Annotated in this window: 21 protein-coding genes; 5 read left to right on the top strand and 16 right to left on the bottom strand. The window is 59.0% G+C overall.

What is annotated here, in order from left to right; translation table 11 throughout:
• Positions 1-146: 146 nt before the first annotated feature.
• The 4 genes from BLL38_RS01190 to BLL38_RS01175 all read right to left on the bottom strand — a co-directional run bounded on the left by BLL38_RS01190 (position 147) and on the right by BLL38_RS01175 (position 4,923).
• Positions 147-515, bottom strand: coding sequence for an AprI/Inh family metalloprotease inhibitor (locus tag BLL38_RS01190; RefSeq protein ID WP_076960932.1), 369 nt, complete (start codon positions 513-515; stop codon positions 147-149).
• A 72-nt stretch (positions 516-587) separates the two neighbouring features.
• Complete coding sequence (locus BLL38_RS01185) at positions 588-2,036, bottom strand: serralysin family metalloprotease (RefSeq protein WP_076960931.1); 1,449 nt, start codon at positions 2,034-2,036, stop codon at positions 588-590.
• A gap of 415 nt (positions 2,037-2,451) precedes the next feature.
• Positions 2,452-3,549 carry a DmpA family aminopeptidase gene (locus tag BLL38_RS01180; RefSeq protein WP_076960930.1) on the bottom strand — a complete coding sequence of 366 codons (1,098 nt, stop codon included), beginning with the start codon at positions 3,547-3,549 and terminating at the stop codon, positions 2,452-2,454.
• Positions 3,550-3,558: 9 nt separating this feature from the next.
• Complete coding sequence (locus tag BLL38_RS01175) at positions 3,559-4,923, bottom strand: APC family permease (protein WP_076960929.1); 1,365 nt, start codon at positions 4,921-4,923, stop codon at positions 3,559-3,561.
• Positions 4,924-5,135: 212 nt separating this feature from the next.
• On the opposite strand from BLL38_RS01175, the gene BLL38_RS01170 reads away from it, so the two are divergent.
• Positions 5,136-5,930: a helix-turn-helix transcriptional regulator gene (locus BLL38_RS01170; protein WP_076960928.1), complete on the top strand. Its 795-nt coding sequence runs from the start codon at positions 5,136-5,138 to the stop codon at positions 5,928-5,930.
• Between the two features lie 62 nt (positions 5,931-5,992).
• On the opposite strand, the gene BLL38_RS01165 is transcribed toward BLL38_RS01170, so the two are convergent.
• From BLL38_RS01165 to BLL38_RS01150, 4 genes are read right to left on the bottom strand one after another with little or no spacing between them, the layout of a single operon-like run.
• Complete coding sequence (locus BLL38_RS01165) at positions 5,993-7,072, bottom strand: polyamine ABC transporter substrate-binding protein (protein ID WP_076960927.1); 1,080 nt, start codon at positions 7,070-7,072, stop codon at positions 5,993-5,995.
• 60 nt (positions 7,073-7,132) lie between these two features.
• Positions 7,133-7,474, bottom strand: coding sequence for a cupin domain-containing protein (locus tag BLL38_RS01160; RefSeq protein WP_076960926.1), 342 nt, complete (start codon positions 7,472-7,474; stop codon positions 7,133-7,135).
• 27 nt (positions 7,475-7,501) lie between these two features.
• On the bottom strand, positions 7,502-8,908 hold the full coding sequence (locus BLL38_RS01155) for an NAD(P)/FAD-dependent oxidoreductase (RefSeq protein WP_076960925.1): 1,407 nt from the start codon (positions 8,906-8,908) through the stop codon (positions 7,502-7,504).
• Positions 8,909-8,957: 49 nt separating this feature from the next.
• The gene (locus BLL38_RS01150; protein ID WP_076960924.1) at positions 8,958-9,782 is read right to left on the bottom strand and encodes a helix-turn-helix domain-containing protein; all 825 of its coding nucleotides are present in this window, start codon (positions 9,780-9,782) and stop codon (positions 8,958-8,960) included.
• Between the two features lie 257 nt (positions 9,783-10,039).
• Between BLL38_RS01150 and BLL38_RS01145 the strand changes: the two genes are divergently transcribed.
• Positions 10,040-10,312 carry a DUF1652 domain-containing protein gene (locus tag BLL38_RS01145; RefSeq protein ID WP_076960923.1) on the top strand — a complete coding sequence of 91 codons (273 nt, stop codon included), beginning with the start codon at positions 10,040-10,042 and terminating at the stop codon, positions 10,310-10,312.
• Between the two features lie 45 nt (positions 10,313-10,357).
• Here BLL38_RS01145 and BLL38_RS01140 read toward each other — a convergent pair whose 3' ends face one another.
• On the bottom strand, positions 10,358-12,823 hold the full coding sequence (locus BLL38_RS01140; protein ID WP_076960922.1) for a UvrD-helicase domain-containing protein: 2,466 nt from the start codon (positions 12,821-12,823) through the stop codon (positions 10,358-10,360).
• 227 nt (positions 12,824-13,050) lie between these two features.
• On the opposite strand from BLL38_RS01140, the gene BLL38_RS01135 reads away from it, so the two are divergent.
• Positions 13,051-13,746 carry a pirin family protein gene (locus tag BLL38_RS01135; RefSeq protein WP_076960921.1) on the top strand — a complete coding sequence of 232 codons (696 nt, stop codon included), beginning with the start codon at positions 13,051-13,053 and terminating at the stop codon, positions 13,744-13,746.
• Between the two features lie 158 nt (positions 13,747-13,904).
• Here BLL38_RS01135 and pgm read toward each other — a convergent pair whose 3' ends face one another.
• The 4 genes from pgm to BLL38_RS01115 all read right to left on the bottom strand — a co-directional run bounded on the left by pgm (position 13,905) and on the right by BLL38_RS01115 (position 20,239).
• Entirely contained in the window at positions 13,905-15,545 is a 1,641-nt protein-coding gene (pgm, locus tag BLL38_RS01130) for a phosphoglucomutase (alpha-D-glucose-1,6-bisphosphate-dependent) (RefSeq protein ID WP_076960920.1), read from the bottom strand.
• Positions 15,546-15,659: 114 nt separating this feature from the next.
• The gene (locus BLL38_RS01125; protein ID WP_076960919.1) at positions 15,660-17,060 is read right to left on the bottom strand and encodes an aminotransferase-like domain-containing protein; all 1,401 of its coding nucleotides are present in this window, start codon (positions 17,058-17,060) and stop codon (positions 15,660-15,662) included.
• A 43-nt stretch (positions 17,061-17,103) separates the two neighbouring features.
• Positions 17,104-18,516: a hypothetical protein gene (locus BLL38_RS01120; protein WP_076960918.1), complete on the bottom strand. Its 1,413-nt coding sequence runs from the start codon at positions 18,514-18,516 to the stop codon at positions 17,104-17,106.
• A 700-nt stretch (positions 18,517-19,216) separates the two neighbouring features.
• The gene (locus BLL38_RS01115) at positions 19,217-20,239 is read right to left on the bottom strand and encodes a zinc-dependent alcohol dehydrogenase family protein (protein WP_076961139.1); all 1,023 of its coding nucleotides are present in this window, start codon (positions 20,237-20,239) and stop codon (positions 19,217-19,219) included.
• A 247-nt stretch (positions 20,240-20,486) separates the two neighbouring features.
• Between BLL38_RS01115 and BLL38_RS01110 the strand changes: the two genes are divergently transcribed.
• Complete coding sequence (locus BLL38_RS01110) at positions 20,487-21,401, top strand: LysR family transcriptional regulator (protein ID WP_076960917.1); 915 nt, start codon at positions 20,487-20,489, stop codon at positions 21,399-21,401.
• 153 nt (positions 21,402-21,554) lie between these two features.
• Positions 21,555-22,823: a tyrosine-type recombinase/integrase gene (locus tag BLL38_RS01105; protein ID WP_076960916.1), complete on the top strand. Its 1,269-nt coding sequence runs from the start codon at positions 21,555-21,557 to the stop codon at positions 22,821-22,823.
• Between the two features lie 457 nt (positions 22,824-23,280).
• On the opposite strand, the gene BLL38_RS01100 is transcribed toward BLL38_RS01105, so the two are convergent.
• The 3 genes from BLL38_RS01100 to BLL38_RS01090 all read right to left on the bottom strand — a co-directional run bounded on the left by BLL38_RS01100 (position 23,281) and on the right by BLL38_RS01090 (position 25,184).
• Positions 23,281-23,718 (bottom strand): WapI family immunity protein, encoded by a 438-nt coding sequence (locus BLL38_RS01100; protein WP_076960915.1) that lies wholly within the window; start codon positions 23,716-23,718, stop codon positions 23,281-23,283.
• 617 nt (positions 23,719-24,335) lie between these two features.
• On the bottom strand, positions 24,336-24,644 hold the full coding sequence (locus BLL38_RS30255; RefSeq protein ID WP_139201304.1) for a hypothetical protein: 309 nt from the start codon (positions 24,642-24,644) through the stop codon (positions 24,336-24,338).
• Positions 24,645-24,944: 300 nt separating this feature from the next.
• Positions 24,945-25,184, bottom strand: coding sequence for a hypothetical protein (locus BLL38_RS01090; RefSeq protein WP_076960913.1), 240 nt, complete (start codon positions 25,182-25,184; stop codon positions 24,945-24,947).
• Positions 25,185-25,193 lie beyond the last annotated feature (9 nt).

Here is a 25,193-nt window from a genome sequence, read left to right as displayed (position 1 = left end):
GCACAACAGTCTGCCCGGCGCTCCATAATGGGGCAGGCAACTATTTCAATCGTGATAAGTGCACCCAAAGTGACAGGCAAATAACTGTCACTTTCAACAAATAACGCCAGGTGCAACGGTTATAACGATATAGCCGTTATATTCAGTTACTGCGTACGTTGCAATACCAGGGTTAATCCAGACTTGGAAGTGGCAGTATACTCACCATCTTTCTGCCGGTTTAAATGGGTAATCCCTGTGCCCTCGGCATTCATCAACCATATGCCATCCGGGGTGGGCAGCCAGGTCACGGGGGTTTGCTCCAGCCACTGTTGCGCACAGCCAATGTCACCGGCCACCGCGTTGGGTTGGGCGATCAGATCCAGCTTGCAGACCTGCCCTTGCTGGCGTAATTGCCAGTGCCCGGCCAGTTGCGCGGGGCTGGGTAAAACAAGACTGCTTGCCATTGCGTTGGCTCCTGCCGACACGAGCAATGCCGGGATCAACCAGGCGATTGCGTTGCGAAAAATAGTCATCACCATTACCTGTTTACGGGGCTTTCGCAAGGAAAGAGCAGCGCCAGGGCGCCGCCCTTCGTTACGCCTTGATCACGCCACGATGTCGCTGTACGCCGCCTGGCCCACGGTGGTGACGAGGAAATCCGCCACGCCGTGCCCGGAGAAGTCCACCGCCAACGTGCCCAGGTTGGTGCCCGAGGCATACGTCAGCACCGCATCGCCGGCAGCGCCCGTGAAGGCGTTGACGAAATGCAGGCCGCTGCCATTGGTGATGCCGGTCAGGTCGATCTTGTCCGAACCCGAGGTAAAGTCGAGGATCTGATCGGCCGCGCCCGGCTTGGAGTCGGAGCTGGCCCCGAACACAAAGGTGTCCGAACCCGCGCCGCCCCACAGTTTGTCGGCCCCGCCCCCGCCATAGATCAGGTCATTGCCGGCCCCACCCTTGAGGGTGTTGGCCACCGCATTGCCGATCAGCAGATCGTTGCCCGAACCACCCAAGGCGTTTTCCACGGTCACGCCCTGGGCGATCGACACGTTACCCACCAGGCCACCCACATCAGAGAACGAGGTCTCGTTGAGGTTGATTTTCTGGTTCTGGGTAAAGCCGGAGAAGTCCAGGGTGTCGTTGCCGCCGCCGTCCCACACCGAGAACACCAGCTTGTCGGCATTGGAAGTGGCGCTGAGGTGGTCGCGCCCGGTGTTGGAGTTGAAGCCGTAGGTGGTGTCACCGGCACGGGTGTTGTAGTTGGCGCCGTAGAGCTTCTGGATCGCCGCGATATCGTCGATCAGCGGGCCGGATGCATAAGCCTCTACCCCGCCCTTGGTGAAGTTCTGGTTGGTGTTGAACTCACTCCAGTAGCTCATGACGCTGTAGCCACGGGTGTCCTGGCCGTAATCCGCGTCTCGGTAAGACGGGTTGCCGGTCCCGGCGTTGTAGTCGCCAGGGTGGTCCAGGCCCAGGGTATGGCCGATCTCGTGGGTCAGGGTCTGGCGTCCGTAGTTGTTCAGGCCCGGGTTGATGTTGGCGGTGTAGCTGTTGTTGATCAGGTACCACGAGGTGCCATCCGTGCCACTCGTGTGGTACTTGTCATTGGTGCCGGGCAGGTAGGCAAAGGCTGCGGCGCCATCCTGGCCCCCGCTGTAGTTGCCGAAGGTCATGTGGAAGTCACCGCCCGAGGCTTTCTCGGTGAAAGTAACCTTGGCCACATCGGCCCAGGATTGCATGGCCAGTACGGCCTGGCCTTTTTGCAGGTTGCTGAACTGGCTGAACCCGGTGATGCCATGCTTGTTCATGGTCGCCTGGGAGGCCGACGTCAGGAAGGTGTAGGTCAGATCGATGATGCCGTTACCGTCAACGTCCCGGTAGGCTGCGTTTTCGCGCAGCAAATGGTCGGCTGCCTGGTCGACAGAGAATGAAGGTTTGCCATTGACCGTGAGGTTGCCGCCACGGTCATACAAGTGGCTAAAGCTATCGATTTGCGAATAGGCACTACTTGTTTGAGCTGCCGAGACAATAGCTTTCTCTTTTACTTTCGACATAAACGTACTTCCTTGTTTGCAAGTGGAACAGTTTTTGTCCGATATGACGCTCTCTGGCGAGATCGTCCTATCACTCGCCTCTTATGAAGGCGAAAGAAAACTGACACAATTTTAAATCACACGTCCAGTATTTTTTTTGTTGGAAAAGTACGTGCAAGGAATAACGCCTGCAAACATTGGGAATTAAGTGTTTATATTCTTTTTTATGGGCTGGGTGACGGGAAGCCGGCTATTTAAATATTAAATAGTGCTAAACACTTAAATGCCAGACAGGTCACACTTTAATGCGGAATGGATCCAATACATTGATAGGGGCGCACTTATAAAGTGCCACCGTGTCATTGGGATATATTAAATAGCAGCTGCTTTATTGTCGGCCGCTATCACCGGCAAGCCGGCGATAGCGATCTCAAGACTAGCCACGCCACCCCGTCTGGCGCAGGGCCTCTAGCAGCGTCTGCCCCTCCAGCCCCGGCACCCGTACGCCATCGGCGGTGGTCATGTCCTCCCCGGCGAGGATTGCATTGATAATGGCCTCTTCCACCGCCTCTGCTGCCGCACTGAACAAGGGCGAAATATGATCGTTATTGACCATGCTCAGCGCCGTACTGAGGGGCAGGTCCTTGCGCCCATAATCTGCCGGTGGCAGATCATGGTTGCCGGTGGCAAACGCCAGGAACAGATCGCCACTGGAATCCTCGGTCCCGCCGCCGGTGCGGGCGATGCCGATGGAGGCACGTTGCGCCAGGCGCTGGCACTGGTGCGGCAGTAACGGTGCGTCGGTGGCGATAATCACCACGATGGAGCCCATGCCCGGCGTGCCCCGCCCGGCAAACGGCGAGGCAATGTCCATCAAGTGGCGCCCCACCGGATAGCCATCCACCCGCAGTTCCTGGCGCTTGCCGTGGTTGGCCTGCACCAGCACGCCAACGGTCCAACCGCCCTGCTCCGCCGGTAACTTGCGTGAAGCGCTGCCGATGCCGCCCTTGAACTCATGGCAGATCATCCCGGTGCCGCCGCCCACGGCGCCCTCCTGCACCGGGCCGGATTCAGCGCTGGCCATGGCCTGGAGCACATGCTCCGGGCCAACGTGCTGGCCCCAGATATCGTTGAGCAGGCCGTCATAGGTCTCCATCACCACCGGCATGCACCAATACACCGCAGGATCGTCCAGGCTGTCGCGCTCCAGGGCTATCAGGGTGTCGCGCACAATCCCGATACTGTGGGTATTGGTGATCGCCAGGGGCGTGGTCAGCAACCCGGCTTCGCCGATCCATTCCAGGCCGGTGGCGTCGCCGTTGCCATTGAGCACGTGATACCCGGCAAAACACGGCTGTAGCCGCGCCGCGCCGGCCCGCGGCTGGATCAGCGTGACCCCGGTACGCACTTGCTTGCCGTCGATCTGCGCCTTGAGCGTGCTGTGGCCGACCCGAACCCCGGGGACGTCGGTAATCGCATTCAATTCGCCGGGCGTGCCCAGCCCCAACGTAATGCCCAATTGACGTGCGCGCATAACCACTCCTTACAGTTTCTGAAACGCCGGACTCGACCGGCCGCTGATGCAATACAGGATCACCGACATTGCCAGCAGGCCGATGATAATCATGATGTCGCGCAGGGAGGCTGCGATAAACAAGGTGAACAATAGATAACCCGCGCCCGCCACGGCCAGCAACGCCGGCACCGGCCACAGGGGCATGCGGTACGGGTGCTCGCGGTCGCGCAACAGCACCCGGCTCATCAGCGCACTCAGGGCGACGATCAGGTACACCAGCATGATCAACAGCACACTGAAGGACGTCAGGTCCGCCAGGTTAGAGCTGAAGCTGAGCAGCGCCGAAGGGATCGCCAGGAACAGCGTGGCCAGCCATGGCGAATCCCAACGCGGGTGGATGCGGGTGAACAGTTTGTTGATGGTCGGCGTCCACAGGGCATCGCGGCCACTGCTGAACACCACCCGGCCGATCTGGATCACGATGGCGACAATGGCGTTGAACACCGAGAGGAAGATCCCGGCGCTGACCAGGCGTGACAGGGTTTCATTGCCATGGCTGGTCAGCAGGTAGCCGATGGGGTCCGGGCTGCTGATCATCGCACTCAGGGACGGGGCGCCGATCAACAGCGCAGTGATCGGCACCAGCTCGATCACCACCACCAGGCCCAGGGACCACAGCACCGCCTTGTGCACGCCCTTGCCGCCGCATTTCATGTCTTCGGCCAGCAACACTGCCGGGCCGTAGCCGTTGAACGAGAACAGGCCGATGCCCACCGCACCGATCACCAGGGCCCAGGGCGCCAGGTGCAGCACGCCGTTTTCGACGATCTGCGGTTGGAACAGCACACTGGCGGGCTGCACCGGGTTGCCGAAGCCGATAAACACGATCACCAGCAACGCCGCCACTTCCAACAGCAGGCAAGTGCCGGTGATCCAGGCATTGAGCTTGATATTGAGGATGCCCAGGGCGTAACTGCACACCACGATCATCAGGGCCACGGTTTGTGAATCGAATGTCGTGCCCAGGGCATTGTTGAGGTAGGTTGCCGCGCCGGTGGCCAGTACTGGCGGGATAAACAGCAGCATCACCAGCACGGTGAGGAAGGTCGCGTAGCCGGCCATGCCACCAAACACGCGCTTGGCGTACACATACTCCCCGCCGGCACTGTTATGGGCGCGCCCCAGTTCCGCGTAGCAAAAGGCGAACATCAGCGCGAGCAACCCGGCCATGACAAACGCCAGGAACACCCCGCTGCCGGCTTGCTGGATCGCAAACGGCGCAATGACAAAGACGGAACTGGCCGGGGTCACCGCCGAAACGGTAATGGCCACCACATCGAACACACTCAAGGTAGGTTTCAGCACACCGTCAGGCGTGGGGGTTGCGCTCATATCGTTATCCTCTTGTTTATTCTTTTTATTGGAAAGCTGGTTTGAGGCAGAAACGAAAGAAAAAGCCGGCCCGGGATATGTTTCCCGTTGAATGCCAGGGAATCTAGGCGCTGTGCCGGCGCCCGCCAATTCCCCTATTGGAGTACTCCCCTTGACGGGATCGGGCAAAAGCCGAACCCTTGGCCGATCTTTCAGCCATCGGAACCCATCACATGAGCCTGTTCAGGGAAATCGGCATGCATGCGGGCCTGGGGCGTACCGTGTCGCAAATTGGCACCGAGCGTTTCTGGAAGCAACTGGTGTTGCTGCTGCACCAGAACCTGGCCTTCGACAACGCCCTGGCGATCTTCTACCCCATGGACGGCCCGCCCCAGGCGCTGGAGGAGTACGACGCGCAGCCCACCAGCAAACCGGCGTCGATGCTGGTGTACCTCAATGGCTTGTACCTGCTCGATCCATTCTTCCAGGCGTGCCGCGAAGGCTACGCCAGTGGCGTGTATCGCCTGGAAGAGGTGGCGCCGGATCATTTCCGCCAGAGTGAGTACTTCCTCAATTACTTTCACGACAATGTGCTGGAGGATGAAGTGCAATTCATCCTCCAGCTACCCGGGGTTGGTACTTTGTCGTTGTCTTTGGGGATGCAGCGCGTGTTTACCGCCACAGAAACCGGGCTACTGACGCTGCTGGCGGCGTGGGTGCTGCCCTTGATGCAGCAGCATTGGCAGCAGAGCACCCGGCGCGCACCGGCTGGCGCGGCCATGGCCAGCCAGATTCGCGATGCGTTGAGCCATTTTGGCAGTGGGGTGCTGTCCGAACGCGAACTGGAAATCGCCCGCCTGGTACTGCGCGGGTTCTCATCCAAGGCCATGGCCGAACGCCTGAGCATCTCGCCGGACACGGTCAAGGTGCATCGGCGCCACCTGTACGCCAAGCTGGATATCTCGTCGCAGCCGGAGTTGTTTTCGTTGTTTATCCAGTCGTTGGGGCATGACCTGGATAACCCATAGGGAGGTCGAGGGTGACTGGCCTGCCGCCATCGCGGCGATGGCGGTAGATCAGTCACACGTATCTAACGCCCGGTACGGATGGTGTTCCAGGTCCGCGTGCGAATGCGGTCGATCTTCATCGGCATGGCTTCGAGGGCGAACAGCTTGCCCATCATTTCCTCGCTCGGGTACACCTTGGTGTCACCCTTGATCTGCGGGTCCACCAGGCTGTCGGCGGCGCTGTTGCCGTTGGCGTAGTGCACGAAGTTGGTGATGCCGGCCATCACGTCCGGGCGCAGCAGGTAATTCATAAAGGCATAGCCGGCCTTCTCATCCGGGGCGTCGGCGGGCATGGCGACCATGTCGAACCAGATCGCAGCGCCTTCCTTGGGGATGTTGTAGCCGATCTTCACGCCATTCTTGGCTTCCTTGGCGCGGCTTTCGGCCTGTAGCACGTCACCGGAGAAGCCCACTGCCACGCAGATATCGCCGTTGGCCAGGTCGCCGGTGTATTTCGAGGAGTGGAAGTAGGCGATATACGGCCGCACCTTGATCAGCAGCGCCTCGGCCTTTTTATAGTCCTCGGGGTTCTTGCTGTGGTGCGGCAAGCCCAGGTAATTCAGGGCAATGGGCAGCAGTTCCGGGCCGTTGTCGAGGATCGCCACCCCGCATTTGCTGAGTTTTTCCATGTACTCGGGCTTGAAGATCAAGTCCCAGGAATCGACCGGCGCATCCTCGCCCAACACTGCCTTGACCTTGTCGATGTTGTAGCCGATACCGGTACTGCCCCACAGGTACGGGAAGCCGTGCTCATTCCCCGGATCGTTGGTTTGCAGGGCCTTGAGCAGCACCGGGTTGAGGTTTTTCCAGTTCGGCAACTGGCGCTTGTCGAGCTTTTTCAGGGCCCCGCCCTGGATCTGCCGGGCCATGAAGTGGTTGGACGGAAAGACCACATCATAGCCCGAGTTACCGGTCATCAACTTGCCGTCCAGGGTCTCGTTGCTGTCGTATACGTCATAGCTGAAACCGATCCCGGTTTCCTTCTGGAAGTTCTTGGTGGTGTCCGGCGCGATGTAGCTCGACCAGTTGTAGATTTTCACCGTTTCGGCGGCCTGGGTCAGGGACGCCACCAACATCAAGGGCAACAGGGCAATGGGTCTCATGGTTCGATTTCCTGGCGGTTATAGGGCTGTTTTTATGGCAGGCGATCAAGGATCAAAAGATTAGAGGATCAACACATAGGTCTTGCGCACGGTCTCCTGGATATCCCAGATACCCGTGCTATTGGCCGGCAACATCAGTGCATCGCCGGCTTCGATATGCAGGGTTTGGCCGTTATCGGGGGTGAAGGTGCAGCGGCCCTGGATAAAGTGGCAGAACTCCTGCGCCACGATCTGGCGCCGCCAGCGGCCCGGGGTGCATGCCCAGATGCCGGTTTCGACGCCATCGTTGCGCACCACACTGAGGGTGGACGCCACCGCGACCGGAGTGCCCAGGGGCACGGCAACCGGGCTTGAGTCTGGCAAGTGGCAGTCAAGGGTGTCTTTGAACTGGGTAATACTCATGGTCATACCTGTGGTGATTGAAACGACTTAGTGCATGAACCCTTCCATGAAGCCGGCCATCCCGCTGGCCAGCTTGCGCCGCCAGGGCGCGGTGTTCGGGTCGGCCAGGGTCTGGTCCTCGTGGACGAAACTGCGGATGATCGCGTTGTAGCCCAGCCAGCGGCACGGCTCCGGCTCCCAGCCCCGGAGGGCATTCAGGCCGCCATCACGCAGGACCCACGGTTGCTGGACCAGCGGCGTGTCACGCCCCAGGATCAGGTCGGCCAGGGTCCGGCCACCCAGGTTGCTGGCGCCCACGCCCTCCCCGCCATACCCGCCGGACAAGGCGATGCCGCTCTGTTGGTCGCACAGCATGTGCGGCCGAAAGCGCCGCGACATACCGAGGTTGCCGCCCCAGGAGTGAGTCACGCGCACCTGCTTGAGTTGCGGAAACAGCTCGCAGAACAGGTAGCGGCGCAATTGCACTTCGCTGTCGGTGAGGTCGAAGTTGTGGCGCAGCTTGCCGGCAAACTGATAGCCGCCACGGGCGCCAAATACCAGGCGATTGTCGGCAGTACGCTGGCCGTAGGTGACCTGGCGGCTGCTTTCCCCGAAGGCTTGGCCCTGGTTCAGGCCGATTTCTTCCCAGGTACTGGCCGGCAGCGGTTCGGTGGCGACGATCAGGCTCTGCACCGGCAGTTGATAGCGGCCCAGGGGCTTGAGCGTCGGCGCATAGCCCTCTACCGCCGGCACCACCCATGAGGCGCGGACCTGGGCCTGGTCGGTGCGCAGGCTGCCGGATTGCCAGTGGGTGACCGGGCTGTTTTCGTAGATCGCCACACCCATGGCTTCGACCACCCGCGCCAACCCGCGCACCAGCTTGGCCGGGTGGATCGTCGCCACATGCGGGGTGTAGACCGCGCCATAGGCCGAGGCGATGCGGACCTGCCCGGCCAGTTGCTCGGGGCTGAGCCAGCGGTAGTCATCGTCGGTCAGGCCCTGGCCGTGGAGCTTGGCCAGGTATGCGCGCAGGCTGGCTTCCTGCTCGGGGTAACGGGCGGCGCAGTGCAGCGCCCCGCCCTTGCGGTAGTCACAATCGATACCTTCGCGCTGCAGGACCTGCCCGACTTCATCGGGGATGCCGTGCAGCAGGTCAAACGAGGCCCGGCGCTGCTCGGCGGGCAGCCCGGCAAGCAAACGATCTTCGCCCAGCAGATTGCCCATCAACCAGCCGCCGTTGCGCCCGGAAGCGCCAAAGCCGGCGGTCTGCGCCTCGATGATCACCACCTTGAGCTGCGGCGCGTGGCGCTTGAGGTAATAGGCGGTCCACAACCCGGTGTAGCCGGCGCCAATAATGGCCACGTCGACATCCAGGTCGTGCCCCAGGGCCGCACGCGCCTTGAGCGGCTCTTGCAACTGATCCATCCATAAACTGATCTTGCGCCATGCCGGCATACCAGAACTCCACCACCCAACGTCGATGGCGTGATCCTAGTGCCTGGCTTCAGTCGTCGTCTTGCGCGCGTGCACGCAGGGAAATTTGTTTGACGTAGGCCTTGGGCGACAGGCCGGTATGCTGGCGGAAACAGCTGTAGAACGCCGACAACGAATTGAAACCGGCGGCAAACGCCCGTTCATCGATACGGATCGGCGGCGTGGCGCCCTCCAGTGCCGCCAGCAAATGCTGCAGGCGGGCCTGGTTGACGTAGCGATAGAAACTCTGCCCCAGCACCTGGTTGAGCAGGTAGGAAATCTGGTTGCGGCTGTAGCCACACGCCTTGGCCACCTGTTGCAGGTCCAATTCCGGGTCGAGATAGGGTTGCTGACGCTGGAAGTACTGCTGCAAATCGTTGGCCAGGTAGCTCAGTTGCTGTGGCGACAAGCCCAGGCGGCTGACGGTCGGGCGCGTGGCCAGGGACTGCAAGCGGCTGGTGGCGGGCTCGTGCACCAGGGACGCGTACTCGTTGACGCGCCAGATCAGCCCGTCACGCACGGTGATCGCCTCGCTGGTGCGAAACGACACCAGGCCCTGGCCACCGCGCAACGTCACGCGGTACTGGATAAAGGCGGTATCGCCGTCGGTGCGGATGCGATCGGTGTGTTCAATGGCCTCGTCGGGGTCCCGGGGCATGCTGGCTTGCAGGTACTCGCGCAACTGGTCAAAGCACACCACGCGGTTCTGGAAGAAGTCGTGGTACTGGATATCCGGGTGGTAGTGCGCCATCACCCCGTCCAGGTCGCGGAGTTTCCAGCACAGGTGATGGCGCAATACCACCTCGGCAGTCGCTGGCGTCTGTTGCGGGCTGTCGGCCGGGACGGTCTGTGGCATACAACACTCGAAAACGGCTAAAGCGCGGAGCTTGCACAACTTTACCGAGCGCTTCAATGGCCAAGTGAGGGTTTTCGATAATGGCCTTTTGCCTAAGCATTTGTAAGACATGACCCACGTCATACTTCTTGCAAGCAACTGCCGAACGGACAGAAAAAACCCCGGTGCCCATGGCGAGTGAGTGCTATTTTTTAAGCTTCACGGTCAGGACCATTGATGGGCCTGGCGCCCTTGCCGCGAGCTAAAGGAAGCGCTCAATGAACAAGGTGGGCCACATGAACAAAGTGACATTTCCCAATGCATGCCAACTGATGCGCTGGCATTTTCACCCGGTGGGCTTTGAAGGCAGCATGGACGCGCCTGGCAGCATGATCGCGCGATTGTTTGACCGCGCAAGTGGCGAAACCCTGATTGCCATCGCCGGCCTTCCCTGTGCCACGGTGATGAATGCCACGGATGTGGAGCGGATTATCGAGGCGATTGAGGCTGAGCTGGAATCGTTTGTGCGACCGCAGTTGCTGCAGGCCTGAAGGGTGGGAGCGGTCTCGCCCCGCGCGGCAGCTCCCACATTTGATCTATCGCGCCTTGGTAGCACGGCGATCATCAAAGAACGATTTGCCCCCCGCCACCCGATCCGACGCCCTGGGTGCATTCGCCCCCTGGCCTTCCTGCCCTTCGACATACCAATAGCAATGGCTGACCGCCCGGGTAATCCCGACATAGGCCAGGCGCAGCACCTCGTCTCTTTGCGCATTGTCGTAGGGCTCGGCATCCCCGTCCTTGCCCAGCCCGGCCATGCGGTACACCTGGTTCTTGTAGGGCGAGCGGGTCAGGTGCTGGCAATCGCCGAGCAAAAACACCGCATCGGCCTGCAGCCCCTTGGCGCTGTGGTAGGTCAGTTGCTTGAGGCGGCGCATGGCCGGCGGCAAGCTGGAATCAAGATTAACTAAAGATTGAATATGCTCCTGAATCAATAACTTATCGCTACTTTTTCGATACAACATTAACACCGATTCGCCGCGCTGATAGTGCGCCAGCAATTGCTGCGCCAGGGCCGCCTCGTCCCGATCCAGCACCTGTACCGGCACCAGTGCCTTGGCCGTACCGCTGGCCTTGGCCTTTTTGCCGCTGATCGCGGGGGAGGCCTTAACGATATGTTCGGCCGCATCGATGATGTGCTGGTGGCTACGAAAGTTCTCCCCCAGCATCACCCGGGTGGTGCTGGGGGACGGGAACTCCTTGTTGAACTCCATAAAGTACTTGGGCGAACTGCCGCGCCAGCCATAGATCGACTGCCAGTCATCCCCGACACATAACAGCGAGGAATGCTGGGCCCCGCGCCCCACGTGCATGGCCGGCCCGCGTCGGCGGATCTCGTGCAGGCTGGCGCGGATCCACGCCACGATCTGTGGCGAGACATCCTGGAACTCATCGATCATCAAGTGCGACAACGGGCGCAACAGCCCATCGCTGAGCAACTTGAGGTTTTCCGGGGTGTTCTCGCCAAACAGCGAGAACATGCGGTTGTAGGTCATGATCGGCGGCGACTGGTCGAGCAGGTGATCTTCCAGGGCTTTCCAGAAAAGACTCAGGGCCTCGAAGAAACCACGGTCCGGGTCATCCTTGGCAAAGCTCATCTGGCCTACCGCCGTGGGCACATCCAGGCCAAGGTTCTCGATAAACCCGGCCGCGGTGACAAAGCAGTCGAGCAGCGGTGCCGAAGCCAGCTCACCCTTGACCTTGTAATCAAACCCCGGACCGGAGGTGGTCTCGCCCGCCAGGCTGCTCAACAGACGCTTGGATGACTCGTAGTTATCCAGCCATATCAATGGCTTGTGACAGAAAGCTTGAAACAGTGTGCGTTTGACCGCCCATTCGGCCCGCACCGACAGCTTGGCCCCGGGCCGGGCGAGCTGTGGGCTTTCCCGGGCGTCGAAGCCCAGCACCACCCAGGCCTCCAGTTCGGCGCTATAGCCATGGCAGTGGAACGACGCGCCATTGATTTCAACGCGCTGGCGGCTGGGCTCGATCCCCTTGATCGGCCACGCGCCGGCGCGCAACCACAGGTCCTCGATCACATCGCACAGCTCTTCATCACGCTTGGCCGCCAACTCGGTGACCGCCACGCGTTTTTGCACATCCGGGTGGTCGCGCTCCAACTCCTTGAGCTGCAGGGCGTGGCGTGCCATCGGCGCGATCAGTTCGCGAAAACACGCATGCCGGCCATAGAGCCCGTGATAACAGGCATTGAGCTGCTGGCGTTGGGCCTCGTTGATGCGCAGGTCAAACGGGTTGCTATCGGCCTCGTCATCATAGGTGCCGTGGTGCAGGTTCTCGAAGGCCTGCAACCGCTCGAAACCCGGCAGGCTGCGGACCATGGGCAAGATGCGTGAGTGGAAGGTGCGCACCACGGCCTGGGCCTCTTTCAAACCAAGGGGTTGGCCCCACAGGCTGAGGATCTCCATGAGCTTGCTGATAAAGTCCTTGCGCGACTCGCGGGTGAAGGTCACCACGGTCATGGAGCTCAGCTCGAAGCCCAGGTAATGGCTCAACAGCAGGATGCGCAGGACCAGCGACGTGGATTTGCCAGCCCCGGCCCCGGCAACCACCGAGGTCGACGGGGTGTCGCTGAAGATCATCTTCCACTGCGCCGCGCTGGGCTGCGCATGGGCCGGTAGCAGGCGTGCCACATCGGCCTTGATGCGTTTTTTCAGGTCGGGTGTCAGTGGCAGGCGCCAATCGTCGAACAGGCGGTCGTCCACCCCCGGGGCACGGTGCTCATCACTACGCAAGTCGCGAATCAACAGGACCTGACGGCCCTCCTCGATACCATCGCGCTTGCCTTCGCGGTAGCCATACTCCACCCCCGCCTCATGCCCGCTGCGAAAGCCATCGGCCTGGCCATGCAGCCACGAAAAACGATGCTGGGCCCGCAGACGTGTCAAACCGTGGCCAAACAGCCGGGCAGCCAGGCGCTTGAACAGCGGCATTTGCGCCAGGGGACGCAGTTCGGGGGGCAGATCAGGGGTGTGTTGCAGCACGCGGACTCCTGCGGGGGCTTGGGCGAACAGAAGCCCTATGGTCGCCGGAATCCCCTGACAGTTCCAGCCAATTGCTTTGGCTTCATGCAGTTAGGCGATGAACTGAAGCTGGGGTCTAGTTGTGGAACACAGGAAGCAATCGAATTACCTGATGGGAATCAGGCATTTTTTACGCTTTTTATCGATTATGTGCTGCTGGATGATAGGCCCATCAACAGGAGACGATCATGCTTGAACTTCGACCTTTCACTTCCCTGGGCGGTGCCAATCACGGTTGGCTGGATGCCCATCACCACTTCTCGTTTGCCGAGTACCATGACCCTAAGCGTATGCACTGGGGCAACCTGCGGGTGTGGAACGACGATATCATCGCGCCGGGCACCGGCTTCCCACAGCACCCGCACCGCGACATGGAAATCATCACCTATGTGCGCGAAGGCGCCATCAGCCATGCCGACAACCTGGGCAACAAGGGCCGCACCGAGGCCGGCGACGTGCAGGTGATGAGCGCGGGCACCGGGATTGCCCACAGCGAATACAACCTGGAAGCCACGGCGACCAAGATTTTCCAGATCTGGATCATTCCCAATGAAGCGGGCCTGCCCCCTTCCTGGGGCGCCAAGCCCTTTCCCAAGGGCGAGCGCGAAGGCTTCGTGACCCTGGCCAGCGGCAAACACGGCGACCATGAAAGCCTGCGTATTCGTGCCGATGCACGCTTGGTAGCGGCCAACCTGAAGGCCGGGGAAAGTACCGAGTACCACCTGGATGCAGGGCGCCGGGCGTATCTGGTGCCGGCGACCGGGGTGATCGAAGTCAATGGCCTGCGAGCGCAGGCGCGGGATGGCGTTGCGGTGCAAGATGAGCGGGTGTTACGGGTGACGGCAGTCGAAGACAGCGAAGTGGTGCTGGTAGACCTGGCCTGATCTCAAGCCTGGCACCAAACCAACTGTGGCAGCGGGTTTGTGTAGGAGCTGGCTTGTGTGGGAGCTGGCTTGCCTGCGATGCAGACACCTCGGTGTATCAGTTAGACCGAGGCGATGCGATCGCAGGCAAGCCAGCCACACAAGCCAGCCCCCACACGTTAGGAAATGGCGCCATCCACCAACACCTGCGCCTCTTCCACCAGGCGCTTGAGGTGATCTTCGCCAATAAAGCTCTCGGCATAGATCTTGTAGATATCCTCGGTGCCTGACGGTCGTGCGGCAAACCAGCCGTTTTCGGTCATGACTTTCAGCCCGCCAATCGGCTGGTCGTTCCCCGGTGCATGGCTGAGGATTTGCTGGATGCTTTCCCCGGCCAATTGCGTGGAGGTGACCTGCTGCGGCGCCAGCTTGCCCAGCAGCGCCTTCTGTGCCGGCGTGGCCTTGGCATCCACACGGATGGCGAACGGCTCACCCAGGGCGTCGGTCAGGCCGCGGTAGATCTGGCTTGGGTCCTGGCCTTTGCGCGAGGTCATTTCGGCGGCCAGCAAGGCCGGGATCAGGCCGTCCTTGTCTGTGCTCCACACGCGGCCATCCTTGCGCAGGAAGGACGCGCCTGCGCTTTCTTCACCGCCAAAGCCCAGGGAACCCTCGAACAGGCCGTCGGCAAACCACTTGAAGCCCACCGGCACTTCGTACAGGCGTCGGCCGATGCGTGCGGCGACGCGGTCGATCAAGCCACTGCTGACCACGGTTTTACCCACCCCAGCATCCGCACGCCACTGGGGACGGTTCTGGAACAGGTAGTCGATGGACACCGCCAGGTAGTTGTTCGGCGCCAACAACCCGCCAGACGGGGTGACGATGCCGTGCCGGTCGTGGTCGGGGTCGCAGGCAAATGCCACGTCAAAGCGTTCCTTGAGGCCGATCAGGCCTTGCATCGCATAGCTGGAGGATGGGTCCATGCGAATCTGCCCGTCCCAATCCACACTCATAAAGCGGAAGGTCGGGTCGACCTCGGTATTCACCACCTCCAGGTTCAAGCGGTAATGTTCGGCAATGGCCGACCAGTAGCGCACCCCGGCGCCCCCCAGCGGGTCCACGCCCAGGCGCAGATCAGCGCTGCGGATGGCGTCCATGTCGATCACATTGATCAGGTCGGCCACGTAGGTGTTGAGGTAGTCATGGCGATGGGTGGTGTCGGCTTTCAAGGCCTGGGCATGGGAGATGCGTTTGACCCCGGCCAGCTTGGCGGCCAGCAGTTCGTTGGCCTTGGCTTCGATCCATTTGGTGACATGGGTATCGGCCGGGCCGCCGTTGGGCGGGTTGTATTTATACCCGCCGCTCTGGGGCGGGTTATGGGACGGGGTGATGACAATGCCATCCGCCAGCCCACGGGTGCGGCCACGGTTGTAGCAGATGATGGCGTGGGAAATCGCCGGGGTCGGCGTGTATTCATCGCCTTCGGCGAGCATCACCTGCACGCCATTGGCCGCCAGCACTTCCAGGGCACTGGCGCCGGCCGGCGTGGACAGCGCGTGGGTGTCGAGGCCGACAAACAGTGGGCCATCAATGCCTTGCGCCTCGCGGTACAGGCAAATGGCCTGGCTGATGGCCAGTACGTGCCATTCATTGAAACTCAAGTCAAAAGAGCTGCCACGGTGCCCGGAGGTACCAAAAGCGACACGTTGCGTGGAGATTGCTGCATCGGGCTGGCCGGTGTAATAGGCCGTTACCAGTCGCGGGATGTCCACCAGCAATTGAGCTGGCGCCGGTTTGCCCGCAAAAGGACTGAGAGTCATGCAAAAACCTCTGAAAAGAAGGATTCGGAAAAGGAATGCAGTTTACTGGGTGTTCGACCGCCATGCGACGGTATCTATCCCACAATAATCAGTGATATTTCCGACAGAACCCACTCATCTGTTCTGCCCCTGCTTAAGCGCCTGTGCCAACGCCTCCAACACCAGGTCCAGGCGGTGATGTGTGCTGAGCACATGGCTCAGGCGAAAGTGCTGCTGGTACAGGCCACTCACGCTGAACAACTCGCCGGGGGCAATCACCACCTGGCGTGCCAACATGTCCTGGAATACCCGGCGCATGTCCACGGCCTCGGTCGAGCGCAACCAGTAGGTGGCACCCGCCTGCGGCACCCGGTATGTCACCCGCTCGCCCAGATGCTGCGCCAGGTGCACCTGCATCGCGCAGGCGTGTGCCTTGAGCTGTGCGCGCAAGTCCTGCAGGTGCAGGTCAAGGCGGCCCGTGTAGTACAGCCGGGCTATTGCCCGCTGGCGAAGGGACGACAAACAAAATGCGCGCAACAGGAACTGGCGCTGCAATTGCGCGCTCAAGTGCCGCGAAAGCAGAAAACCATAGGGCGCTTCCGGCCCCATGACTTTCTCAAACGTGGAAAATACGATCAGCCGTGCGGGGTTCACCACATCCCGCAGGTAGCGGGTAGATGCCTCGAACTCCAGCCCACCGTGGACATCATTCTCCAACAGCCAGCAGCCATAGAGCTCCAGCAACCTTGCCACTTGCGTCTGCTCCGCCAGGCTCAAGGCTTTGCCCGTGGCAAGGCCGGGGGTCGAGGATAACAAGGCCAGTTGCACCCCCTCGGCCCGCAGTTGCTGCTCCAGATAGGCCAGGTCGAGCCGGCCCTGCTCGTTGCACGGCCATTCAATCACGCGCACCCCGGCGTCTTGCAGCAGGCGCAGGATGAGCCAGTCACACGGTGACTCCACCAGCACCGCCGCCCCGTTGAGCGCCAGCACTTCGATCAGGATCGCCAGCACACCCCGTAGGTCAGCGCCGATATAGACGTCATCCGCCTGCCAGCAACGTGTGGGCGAACGGGTATAACGCGCCGCCAGTGCCGCCCGCAGTTCCCAGATGCCACACGGCTGGGAATAAGGTTGCAACTGGCGCGGATACTGGCGCACCAGTTCACGCTCCAATTGCAGCAACGGCCCGTCCAGGGACAACAGTTGCGCCGGTTCATCGGCACTGAGCACCAACATCCCCGGCCTGCGCGCGCCGGTATACAGGCGTTCGAGCAAATCACCGGCGCTGCAGCACGGGGTATTGGCGGCAATGGGCAAGGCGTAGTAGCCGGACTTGGCCACCGAGTACACCCTGCCCTCCTTTTCCAGCAGTGAGTAAGCGTATTGAATAGTGGAAATCGACACATTCAAACGCTCTGCCAAGTGTCGCAAGGACGGCAGCTTGACCCTGGCCTCGGTGCCCACTTCATTGATCAGGTTGATCATGTAGCGATAGACCGCCTGATAGGCGAAGTCGGCCTGCTTATCCTCCCTCATGACGTTCTCTGCCCGGGCAACGGCTGCCGTAGCGCATCCACCCTCAGCGCCCTGGCGCGCCGTGTGGCCCGGTGGTTGGCTCCTCGCTATTGATACAGGCGGCATTGGCCGCGACATGGGTGCGGTACAGATGCTGCAAGAGTGCCAGGGGTAAACCGCTGGTATCGACCACCCAATGCTGGATCAACTCGGCCGACGACTTGCCCTCAAGGGCTTTGTGCAGCTCGGGCAACGCCACCAGCATGCCGGGATGGCAGCGGCGCAAGAAGGCTTCCAGGCGCTGCCCTTGCTGGATAAACGGTGAGAACAACAGGCACACCAGTTGGCTTTCTTCCAGGCCAAAGAACTCACGGGCGTAGGTGGCCGCGAGCATGCGCCCGTCCCGGGTGCCGGCCTGGGCAATCAGCAGTTCGGGGATTTGTTTGCGCCGCATAAAACCGATGGCTTGCTCGATAAACCCCGTGACCCCCTGTTGATAGTCAAGGCCCAGCAGCACCTCTGCTTGCAGGCCATGCATATGCGCCATCAGCAACGGGTTGGCGTAGTCCGGGTTGCTGAACTGAAAGGCGAACTCATCCTGCTTGTAGCCCATGAAGTCGTTGAGCAATGCCGTGGGGTCCTGCTCCGCGGCACGTAGCAGATCGGCCACGCCGATATAGGCCAGGTGCCTATGCACCTCCTTGTGGGTGGAGGCATCCTGTGTCGCGTAATGTTCCCCATAGACGTCGCGGTAATAGTCGGCGCTGCAATCATCCATACGGGTAAACAGGGCGTTGAGCGCCAGCGGTCGGCCGGCGTGGCCTTTCATGCCGGCAGCGCGGGTGGTTCTGACCAGCCACGCCAGGTATTGATTCTGCTTGCGCGGCGAATCACTGCTGACCAAGGCATGCACCCCGGCGTCCCAGGCGGTAATGCGGCGGTAGAAATCCCCCAGGGACAAGTAACCGTCGTTGCACAAACTGGCACGGATATCCCCCGAACTCATATGCCCAACCATCAACATGTTGCGCCGGCCAATATCCTGGCCCGCCGTGGAGGCCGGACGCAGGTGGTTGAAGGGCAAGACTTCCTGATTTTCCACCATCAATAACTCGACCCGGGGGTCGTCATGGAAAAACAACGCACTGTAGCCACGGTGAATGCTGTCCAGTGCGGCTTGCGTCATCCCCGTATGGCGCAGGGTGGCGACGCGCAACTGAAAACTCCTCGGCGCACGGCCGGCGATGGTCAATTGGGCGGCACGCAGGAAGGCCAATGCATAGCTGCTGCCTTTACCGCCTCCATGGGCGACCAGTACTTTGTAGTCACCGATCTGTTCGATGCCCCCTGCCGCCACAATCAGCCGCTGAATCAATAACTGAAGTGCGGTGCGCTCCGCTCGCGAGAAGTAGCCCTGCAACCGCTGCAACACTTGCTGGTACACATAGTTCATGGCTTGTTCGTGAATAGCGCTCATAGCTTTACTACCTGAGGTTAACTGTCAGTTCCGGGCAAGCAGTTAGGCGTGCCTGTCCGACCTGCTGTTTACTTGGAGTTGACGCCTGTTGCGGCAAAGCTGATAGCTAAATGTTAGCACCGCACAACAAAGCGCCTGTTGGAACATCCCGGCGAAGATGCCATCACCTGCTGAAGAAAGCCCCTACGCTGGCCTGTCGGCCAGCCTAGGAAAGGTCTTACAACTTCCTACTAGCCTTTAACTCAAATATTAAAGAGTTATCTGACATATGCAGCGCAGGGCAAAAGCCGGGTTTAGTTCGCGCACACTTAATCGCTCTCTGTGCAGGCCAATATCCCTGGGCCGACATACAAGACGACTTGTTAGTTACCGCGAACCGGTGTGTTGAGTTGTTTTCTGCAATCATTGCTCAGTCCTTGAGATGAAAGTGACCGGGCAATTATCAGCGCTTGCTTGATGATTAAAAGATACAGACCCGGCGCAAAAACCAGTGCAGTTTGGCGAGCCGGGACTGAGCGCAGCCCCCATGTAAAACGCCGCTGCTCTGGGATTCAGGGCAGCGGCGGCATCAACGGCAGGTTTTGTAGGGAAAGAATCCCGGCGGGCGACTCAGCCAGGACGTAGATCCTGTCCTTCTAAATGGCGTATTTGCCCCATGGCAAGCACGGGCGGAATGTCCGATTACGAACATTCCCACAGATCAAACAGCTTCAACCTGCAACGCCACCCGCTCGCGGCATGGGCATTCGTCCATATAACGATGGGCATCGACAAACTCGCTGAACGGGAACACCCGGGTCTTGAGCGGCACCAGCACACCGTCTGCGGTCAACTGGTTGATCTCACGCAGGGCCCGCTGCAGTGCCGCCTGGTCCTGGATAATGCCCAGCTCCGGCTTGCCCGTGAAGTTACCGATACAGTGCACAAAGAACTGGATGTTCTTCTGGAACGCGGCGCAGGCCGGGAACGGTGTCTGGTTGCCGCCCTGCAGGCCATACAACACCAGGCTGCCACGGGGCGCGAGCACATCGCCCAACAGCGACATCTGCGGGCCACCCAGGCCGTCGAATACCACATCCACGCCCCGCCCGTCGGTGAACTTGTTGATTTGCATCAGCAAGTCCTGCTCTTCGGTGACGATGACCTTTTCGGCACCCAGGGACAGCAGGTATTCGCGCTCTTCAGCCTTCTTGGTCGCGGCAATCACCCGCACCCCCAGCGCCTTGCCCAATTGCACGAACGAAGGCCCGGCACAATGGCTGGCATCCGTGACCAGCGCAAACTGCCCGGGCTTGACCCGCGCCAGGTCGATATAGGCAAAGTAGGCAATCAACAACGGTGTGTAATGCACGCTGGCCTGCACCGGGCTCAAGACGTCCGGGTAACGGGTCAGGGCCGAACGCGGCAAAATAATCTGTTCGCCATACACCGGGTAATCATTGGGGCTCTCGGCCGGGAAGCTGGCGACCTTGTCGCCAACGGCCAGGTCATCAACACCCTCGCCCAGCGCCATTACCACACCGGCCATTTCATGGCCCAGACCGGAAGGCAAACGGGCATGGGACGACGCCAGGTTCTGCCGCCAGAGAATGTCGTACCAGCTGATGCCAATCGCTTCGACACGCACCTGCACTTCGCCCGGTGCGGGCAACGTGGCTTCATGCTCTTCGCACTTGAGCACCTCGGCCGGACCAAACTTGTGAAAACGGATCGTGCGGGACATCGCAAACCTCGCCAAAGTGACCTCTAATGCCATGAACTTTATCTGGGCTTTCGGGGCAAGGCCACCGGTCGCCATTAATAGTCGTCATGTCTGTCATTGATTCCACCGCCTAGGAAAATACCCTAGGCGGCGTAGGAAAACTGAATTAGCCGGTGCAGAGTACCAGCCTTTCCCCGTAAGATTCATGCCGGCCATTGTTGTCATGTGGCCGCTCACGTCAAGCTCGCTGAATCTGCCAGGACACAAGATGAACCGTAACGACCTGCGTCGTGTCGACCTGAACCTGTTGATCGTATTCGAAACCTTGATGCATGAGCGCAGTGTGACCCGCGCCGCCGAGAAATTGTTCCTCGGCCAGCCGGCCATCAGCGCCGCCTTGTCGCGCCTGCGCGGGCTGTTCGATGATCCGCTGTTCGTGCGCACCGGGCGCAGCATGGAACCCTCGGCCCGGGCCGTGGAAATTTTCGCCCTGCTCTCGCCGGCCCTGGATTCGATTTCCACCGCCGTCAGCCGCGCCGCCGAATTCGATCCGGCCACCAGTACCGCAGTGTTTCGCATTGGCCTGTCGGACGATGTCGAGTTTGCCTTGCTGCCGCAACTGCTCAAGCGCCTGCGCGCCGAAGCGCCGGGCATTGTGCTGGTGATCCGCCGCGTCAACTACATCCTGATGCCGGGCCTGCTGGCCTCCGGGGAAATCTCCATTGGCGTCAGCTACACCGCCGACCTGCCGGCCAATGCCAAGCGCAAACTGTTGCGCCGCAGCCTACCCAAGCTACTGCGCGCCGACAGCGTGCCCGGCGCCCTGAGCCTGGACGACTTCTGCGCCCGCCCTCACGCCCTGGTCTCGTTTGCCGGCGACCTCAGCGGGTTTATTGATGAAGAATTGGAAAAACTCGGCCGCCAACGCCATGTGGTACTGGCGGTTCCGCAGTTCAACGGCCTGGGCACCCTGCTGGCCGGCACCGATATCCTCGCCACCGTCCCCGACTACACCGCCGAAGCCCTGACCGCCACCGGTGGCCTGCGCGCCGAAGACCCGCCGTTGCCGGTACGCAGTTTTGAATTGCATATGGCCTGGCGTGGCTCACAGGACAACGATCCGGGGGAACGGTGGTTGCGGTCGCGGATTCAGATGTTTTTTGGGGACCCCGAGAGTTTGTAACAAAATTCTACTATGTTCTATAAATGCTTATAAAACATTAGCTTAAAGCATCTCGAGTCCATGGGCGTCCGTCCAATTCCAAGGAGTTCTGAGGCTTTTGGGGGCATAATTGGGGGCACATTTTTTATTTTTTAAAAAACGATGCCCCCAATTATGCAAGCCCGAGAAGGCGCTCTGTTCAAGCGAAAACTGACCGACGCTTTCGTACGCGCAGTGATTACCCCTGGCAAACATGCCGATGGCGAAGTCCCCGGTCTTTACTTGGAGGTGAGCGCGTCACGCAAAATCGGAAACCCTCCTTCCAAGTTCTGGCGCTTGAAATATCGCCTGCATGGCAAGGAAAACCGGTTTTCGATCGGTACGTACCCTGATATCGGCCTTAAGGAGGCGCGCGACATTGCCCGCAGCGCACGCCGCGACGTGGCGAACAGCATCGCGCCGCTCAAGGCTAAAACCGCCAAGATCGAGGCACAGCGGCTCAATGAGCAGCGCACCTTCGCCTACGTAGCCGAGCAGTGGATGGCTTTCAAATCTGCCCAACTGGTGAGCAAATCCATCGCGGGTTTTCGCGGAGCCTTGAGAAACCACATTCTGCCTGCAGTCGGCAGTAAACCGGTCAGCGAGATCAAGCTTGAGCACATCACCACCATCATCACGGAACTGCGCCAGCAACGTCTCATGGCGATGGCCCGACGTGTACGCACAATCATCCGTTCCATCCTCGGCTTCGCTGAAGGTCGCGGCTGGGTGGAGCGCAACGTGGCGCTCAGTAATGTCGAGGAGTTGAGGATTCGCCACGTCGTAACCAGCAATCCGGCGATTGAAAGGCCAGCCGATCTGGGCAGGTTTCTTTTACGTCTGGATGAGTGCGACGACGGCAGTGTTGCCAACGCGATGCGTCTGCTGGTCATGTTGCCAGTGCGCCCTGGCGAACTCGTGCGGATGCGCTGGGAAGATGTCGACCTGGTCGGCGCCGATTGGCGCTACGTAGTGAGCAAAACCAGGCATCTGGACAAAAGCAAACACATCGTGCCTTTACCTGAACAAGCATTGGCCCTGTTGCGCAAGCTAAGACAAACCCGCGTAGTGGATGACGAAGGTAAAGGTTGGGTGTTCGTCTCGCCGGTCTATCCAGGCCGCCCGATCAACCCGACGTCAATGCTCAAGTCGTTTCAGCATATCTGGCCAGAGTACGGCATCACTGCCCACGGCTTTCGTGCCACCTACCGGACTATTGCCCACGAACACTTGGGAATTGATCCCATCGTGCTCGAATTGTCGCTATCCCACCGGATGCCAGGTGCGCTGGGGGCTGTGTATGCACGTGCGCAACTACTAGCGCAACGCCGGGAAGCGGCTCAACAATGGGCTGACTATCTGGACCTGTTGAGGCAGAACGCCGCGCGAGTGACGACAGATTGACGATGCAGGTTAAAAATCAAGATAGTGGAGCGGGGAACGAGTTTCTTACTAAACGTCTACCCCTTTGAAAACATTGAGCTTTTAAGTTCGGCAACGTTCACGTAGGGCTAATCCTCTTGGGTTAGTGATTGCTCACACACCATCAACCCCGGTCCCGTTCTTTTTAAAGAGGGTTGTCAGATCAAGTCGAGACGTTTACAGCTTTACGCCATTGCGTCGTGAAATCCACCACGCTGCCGTCCGCGTAACACACGACAATCACATCGCCACCGGCATGTATGCCCCCTTGAAAACTCCTTTCTCAAGCGATTTATCCACTTGCTTAACAACCTTCCAAAAAATGCTAAATATGTTTCTGACAGAACACCACCGCTGGATAGAACTTATCTAGCCCAGTTCTGCTCTATTCCATTTTACGGCGGAAGAGCCAACAGTAAAAGTAAGCTCCTCTCACGACTTATCGCTCAGGAAACGTCTTTATAGTTTGCTCAACAGCAAAAATCAGATCAGCTATTTCTTTATCATTAACTCTGAAATATAGTGAGCACTCCCTATCAACTAAATAATCATACTCTGCGCCTTTAGGATGAAAGCTAAAGTCAAGCTTGATCCCAAGCAGCATATCGTCCGTATAATCAAACGCTAACTCTCCCTCCATAAAATCCATCCTTGAAGGGGTAGCTTTAACTGTCAAATTTTGCAGCCAGCGCAATAGCTTTACTAACTCACGGGTGCGTAGATAAGGTCCATGCGCTCGCCACCCCACCCCATCTTCTTGCTCTATTTCTATACCAACGACTAACCAATTAGCATCTAGCTCATCGTTCGCCTCGGGAAACTCGTATGCTTGTATACTGAGCGCAAACTTATTCCCTCGATCAAACAAAAAAATCATATTTAGCCTCTGCTTTTTGTCGACCTAAAGATAATAATCTTGTTAGTTACAGGATTGAAAATCGCCGCAAGCCCTTTGTATCCATACCCAACGGTATCATCACCACAATCGAACTTAGTCCATTTATTGCAATTTTTTTCGATATCACTAGGTGTTTTGAAGCCTATACTTTTCGTTCTTGGATCCTTAAGCCTGGTAATATCATGGTTTGAAAGGCCTATCCAGATTTACCGAAAACCCCAAGCACCTCCTGATGAGTAAGCCCCAGCCGAGGTGCTAAGATCTCGTCATCTTTGAACAGCGATAATGTGATCAATTGAATTTAACCTAACCGTTGCGACCGAAAAATCGGCAACTATCAAATAACGTCCGAGCCTCTAAAAACTGTTAAGTCTAGACTTCGGCTTTGTGCCGAAGCTCTGCCTCAGGAGTGGTAAAACCAGAATCGGGAGGGTAGTCGCTGTTGAACGTCGCTTGGTACTCACCGTCCCACTTACTGATTTTCGCCATCAACTCTTGAGAGAGGGGTAAATCTTCGATATCAACGTGCCCCATTCTATCCGGATCTGGGCAGAATATTGGCCCAGCCAAATATTCACTCGTTAGTCTTAACCTAATCATGGCAATGGCTTCCAAGAACTGACCGGATTAGCTCGAACCACGAAGCCGTTTGAGCCAACCCCAACTGTAATATTTTGTTCAACACCATTGTACGTGATGCGGTAAACATTAGCAGAACCGTTGGTCCCGATAACCTGTCCACGTTCAAGAGCGTTCATTACTACAGTGGAAATGTCATTACGTGAGATGTCTTTATTGACAAAGTCGACTTCGTGTCGTTTGTAGATATGTTGCAATCCGGCAGCATCAGTACCCTTTTTCAACCAGACGGTTCGGCCATCTGGCAACCTACGGATATCAACCACATTTCCTGGCGTAATCTTAGTTCCTCCAGGCAAGCCCTAATGCCAGTCAGTTAAGCGGATTCTGCTTTCTGTAGGAGCGAGCTTGCTCGCGAAGGACGTCAACGATAACGCGTGTTTGCTAGGTAAACGCGGCGCTCTCAAGTTCTTCGCGAGCAAGCTCGCTCCTACAAAAAGGCTTAACTGACTGGCATTAAGGCAAGCCCGAGATCAATTCGTCCCTCGTCAGAGTCGAACCTGACACTCCTTTTGCACCTTCAATCTGGACGGAGCAATGTAAATAACTACTCCAACACCGACCTATTAATCCTTGTTGAAAACCTCATACACCCATTTGGCCAGCACTTCCGGCGATGTTGTTTCTTTCCTTAGACACTCTTCGCCTCGATCCTTCGCAACAATGGCCAGCTTCCCTGAACCAGAAATTTCAATGTATGGGGCACCAAACTCATCCACCTCCGTCCCCAAGGGGAATTTATCATATGGATTTCCCTGTTCATTTGCGTATTTGAAAAAACATTCAGCTATTTGTTCAATTTTCACTGCTATCCC

The organism is Pseudomonas gessardii (assembly GCF_001983165.1).
Taxonomy (GTDB): domain Bacteria; phylum Pseudomonadota; class Gammaproteobacteria; order Pseudomonadales; family Pseudomonadaceae; genus Aquipseudomonas; species Aquipseudomonas gessardii.
Note: the sequence above shows the minus strand (reverse complement) of the source record. Positions and strands in the feature narration are given on the sequence as shown.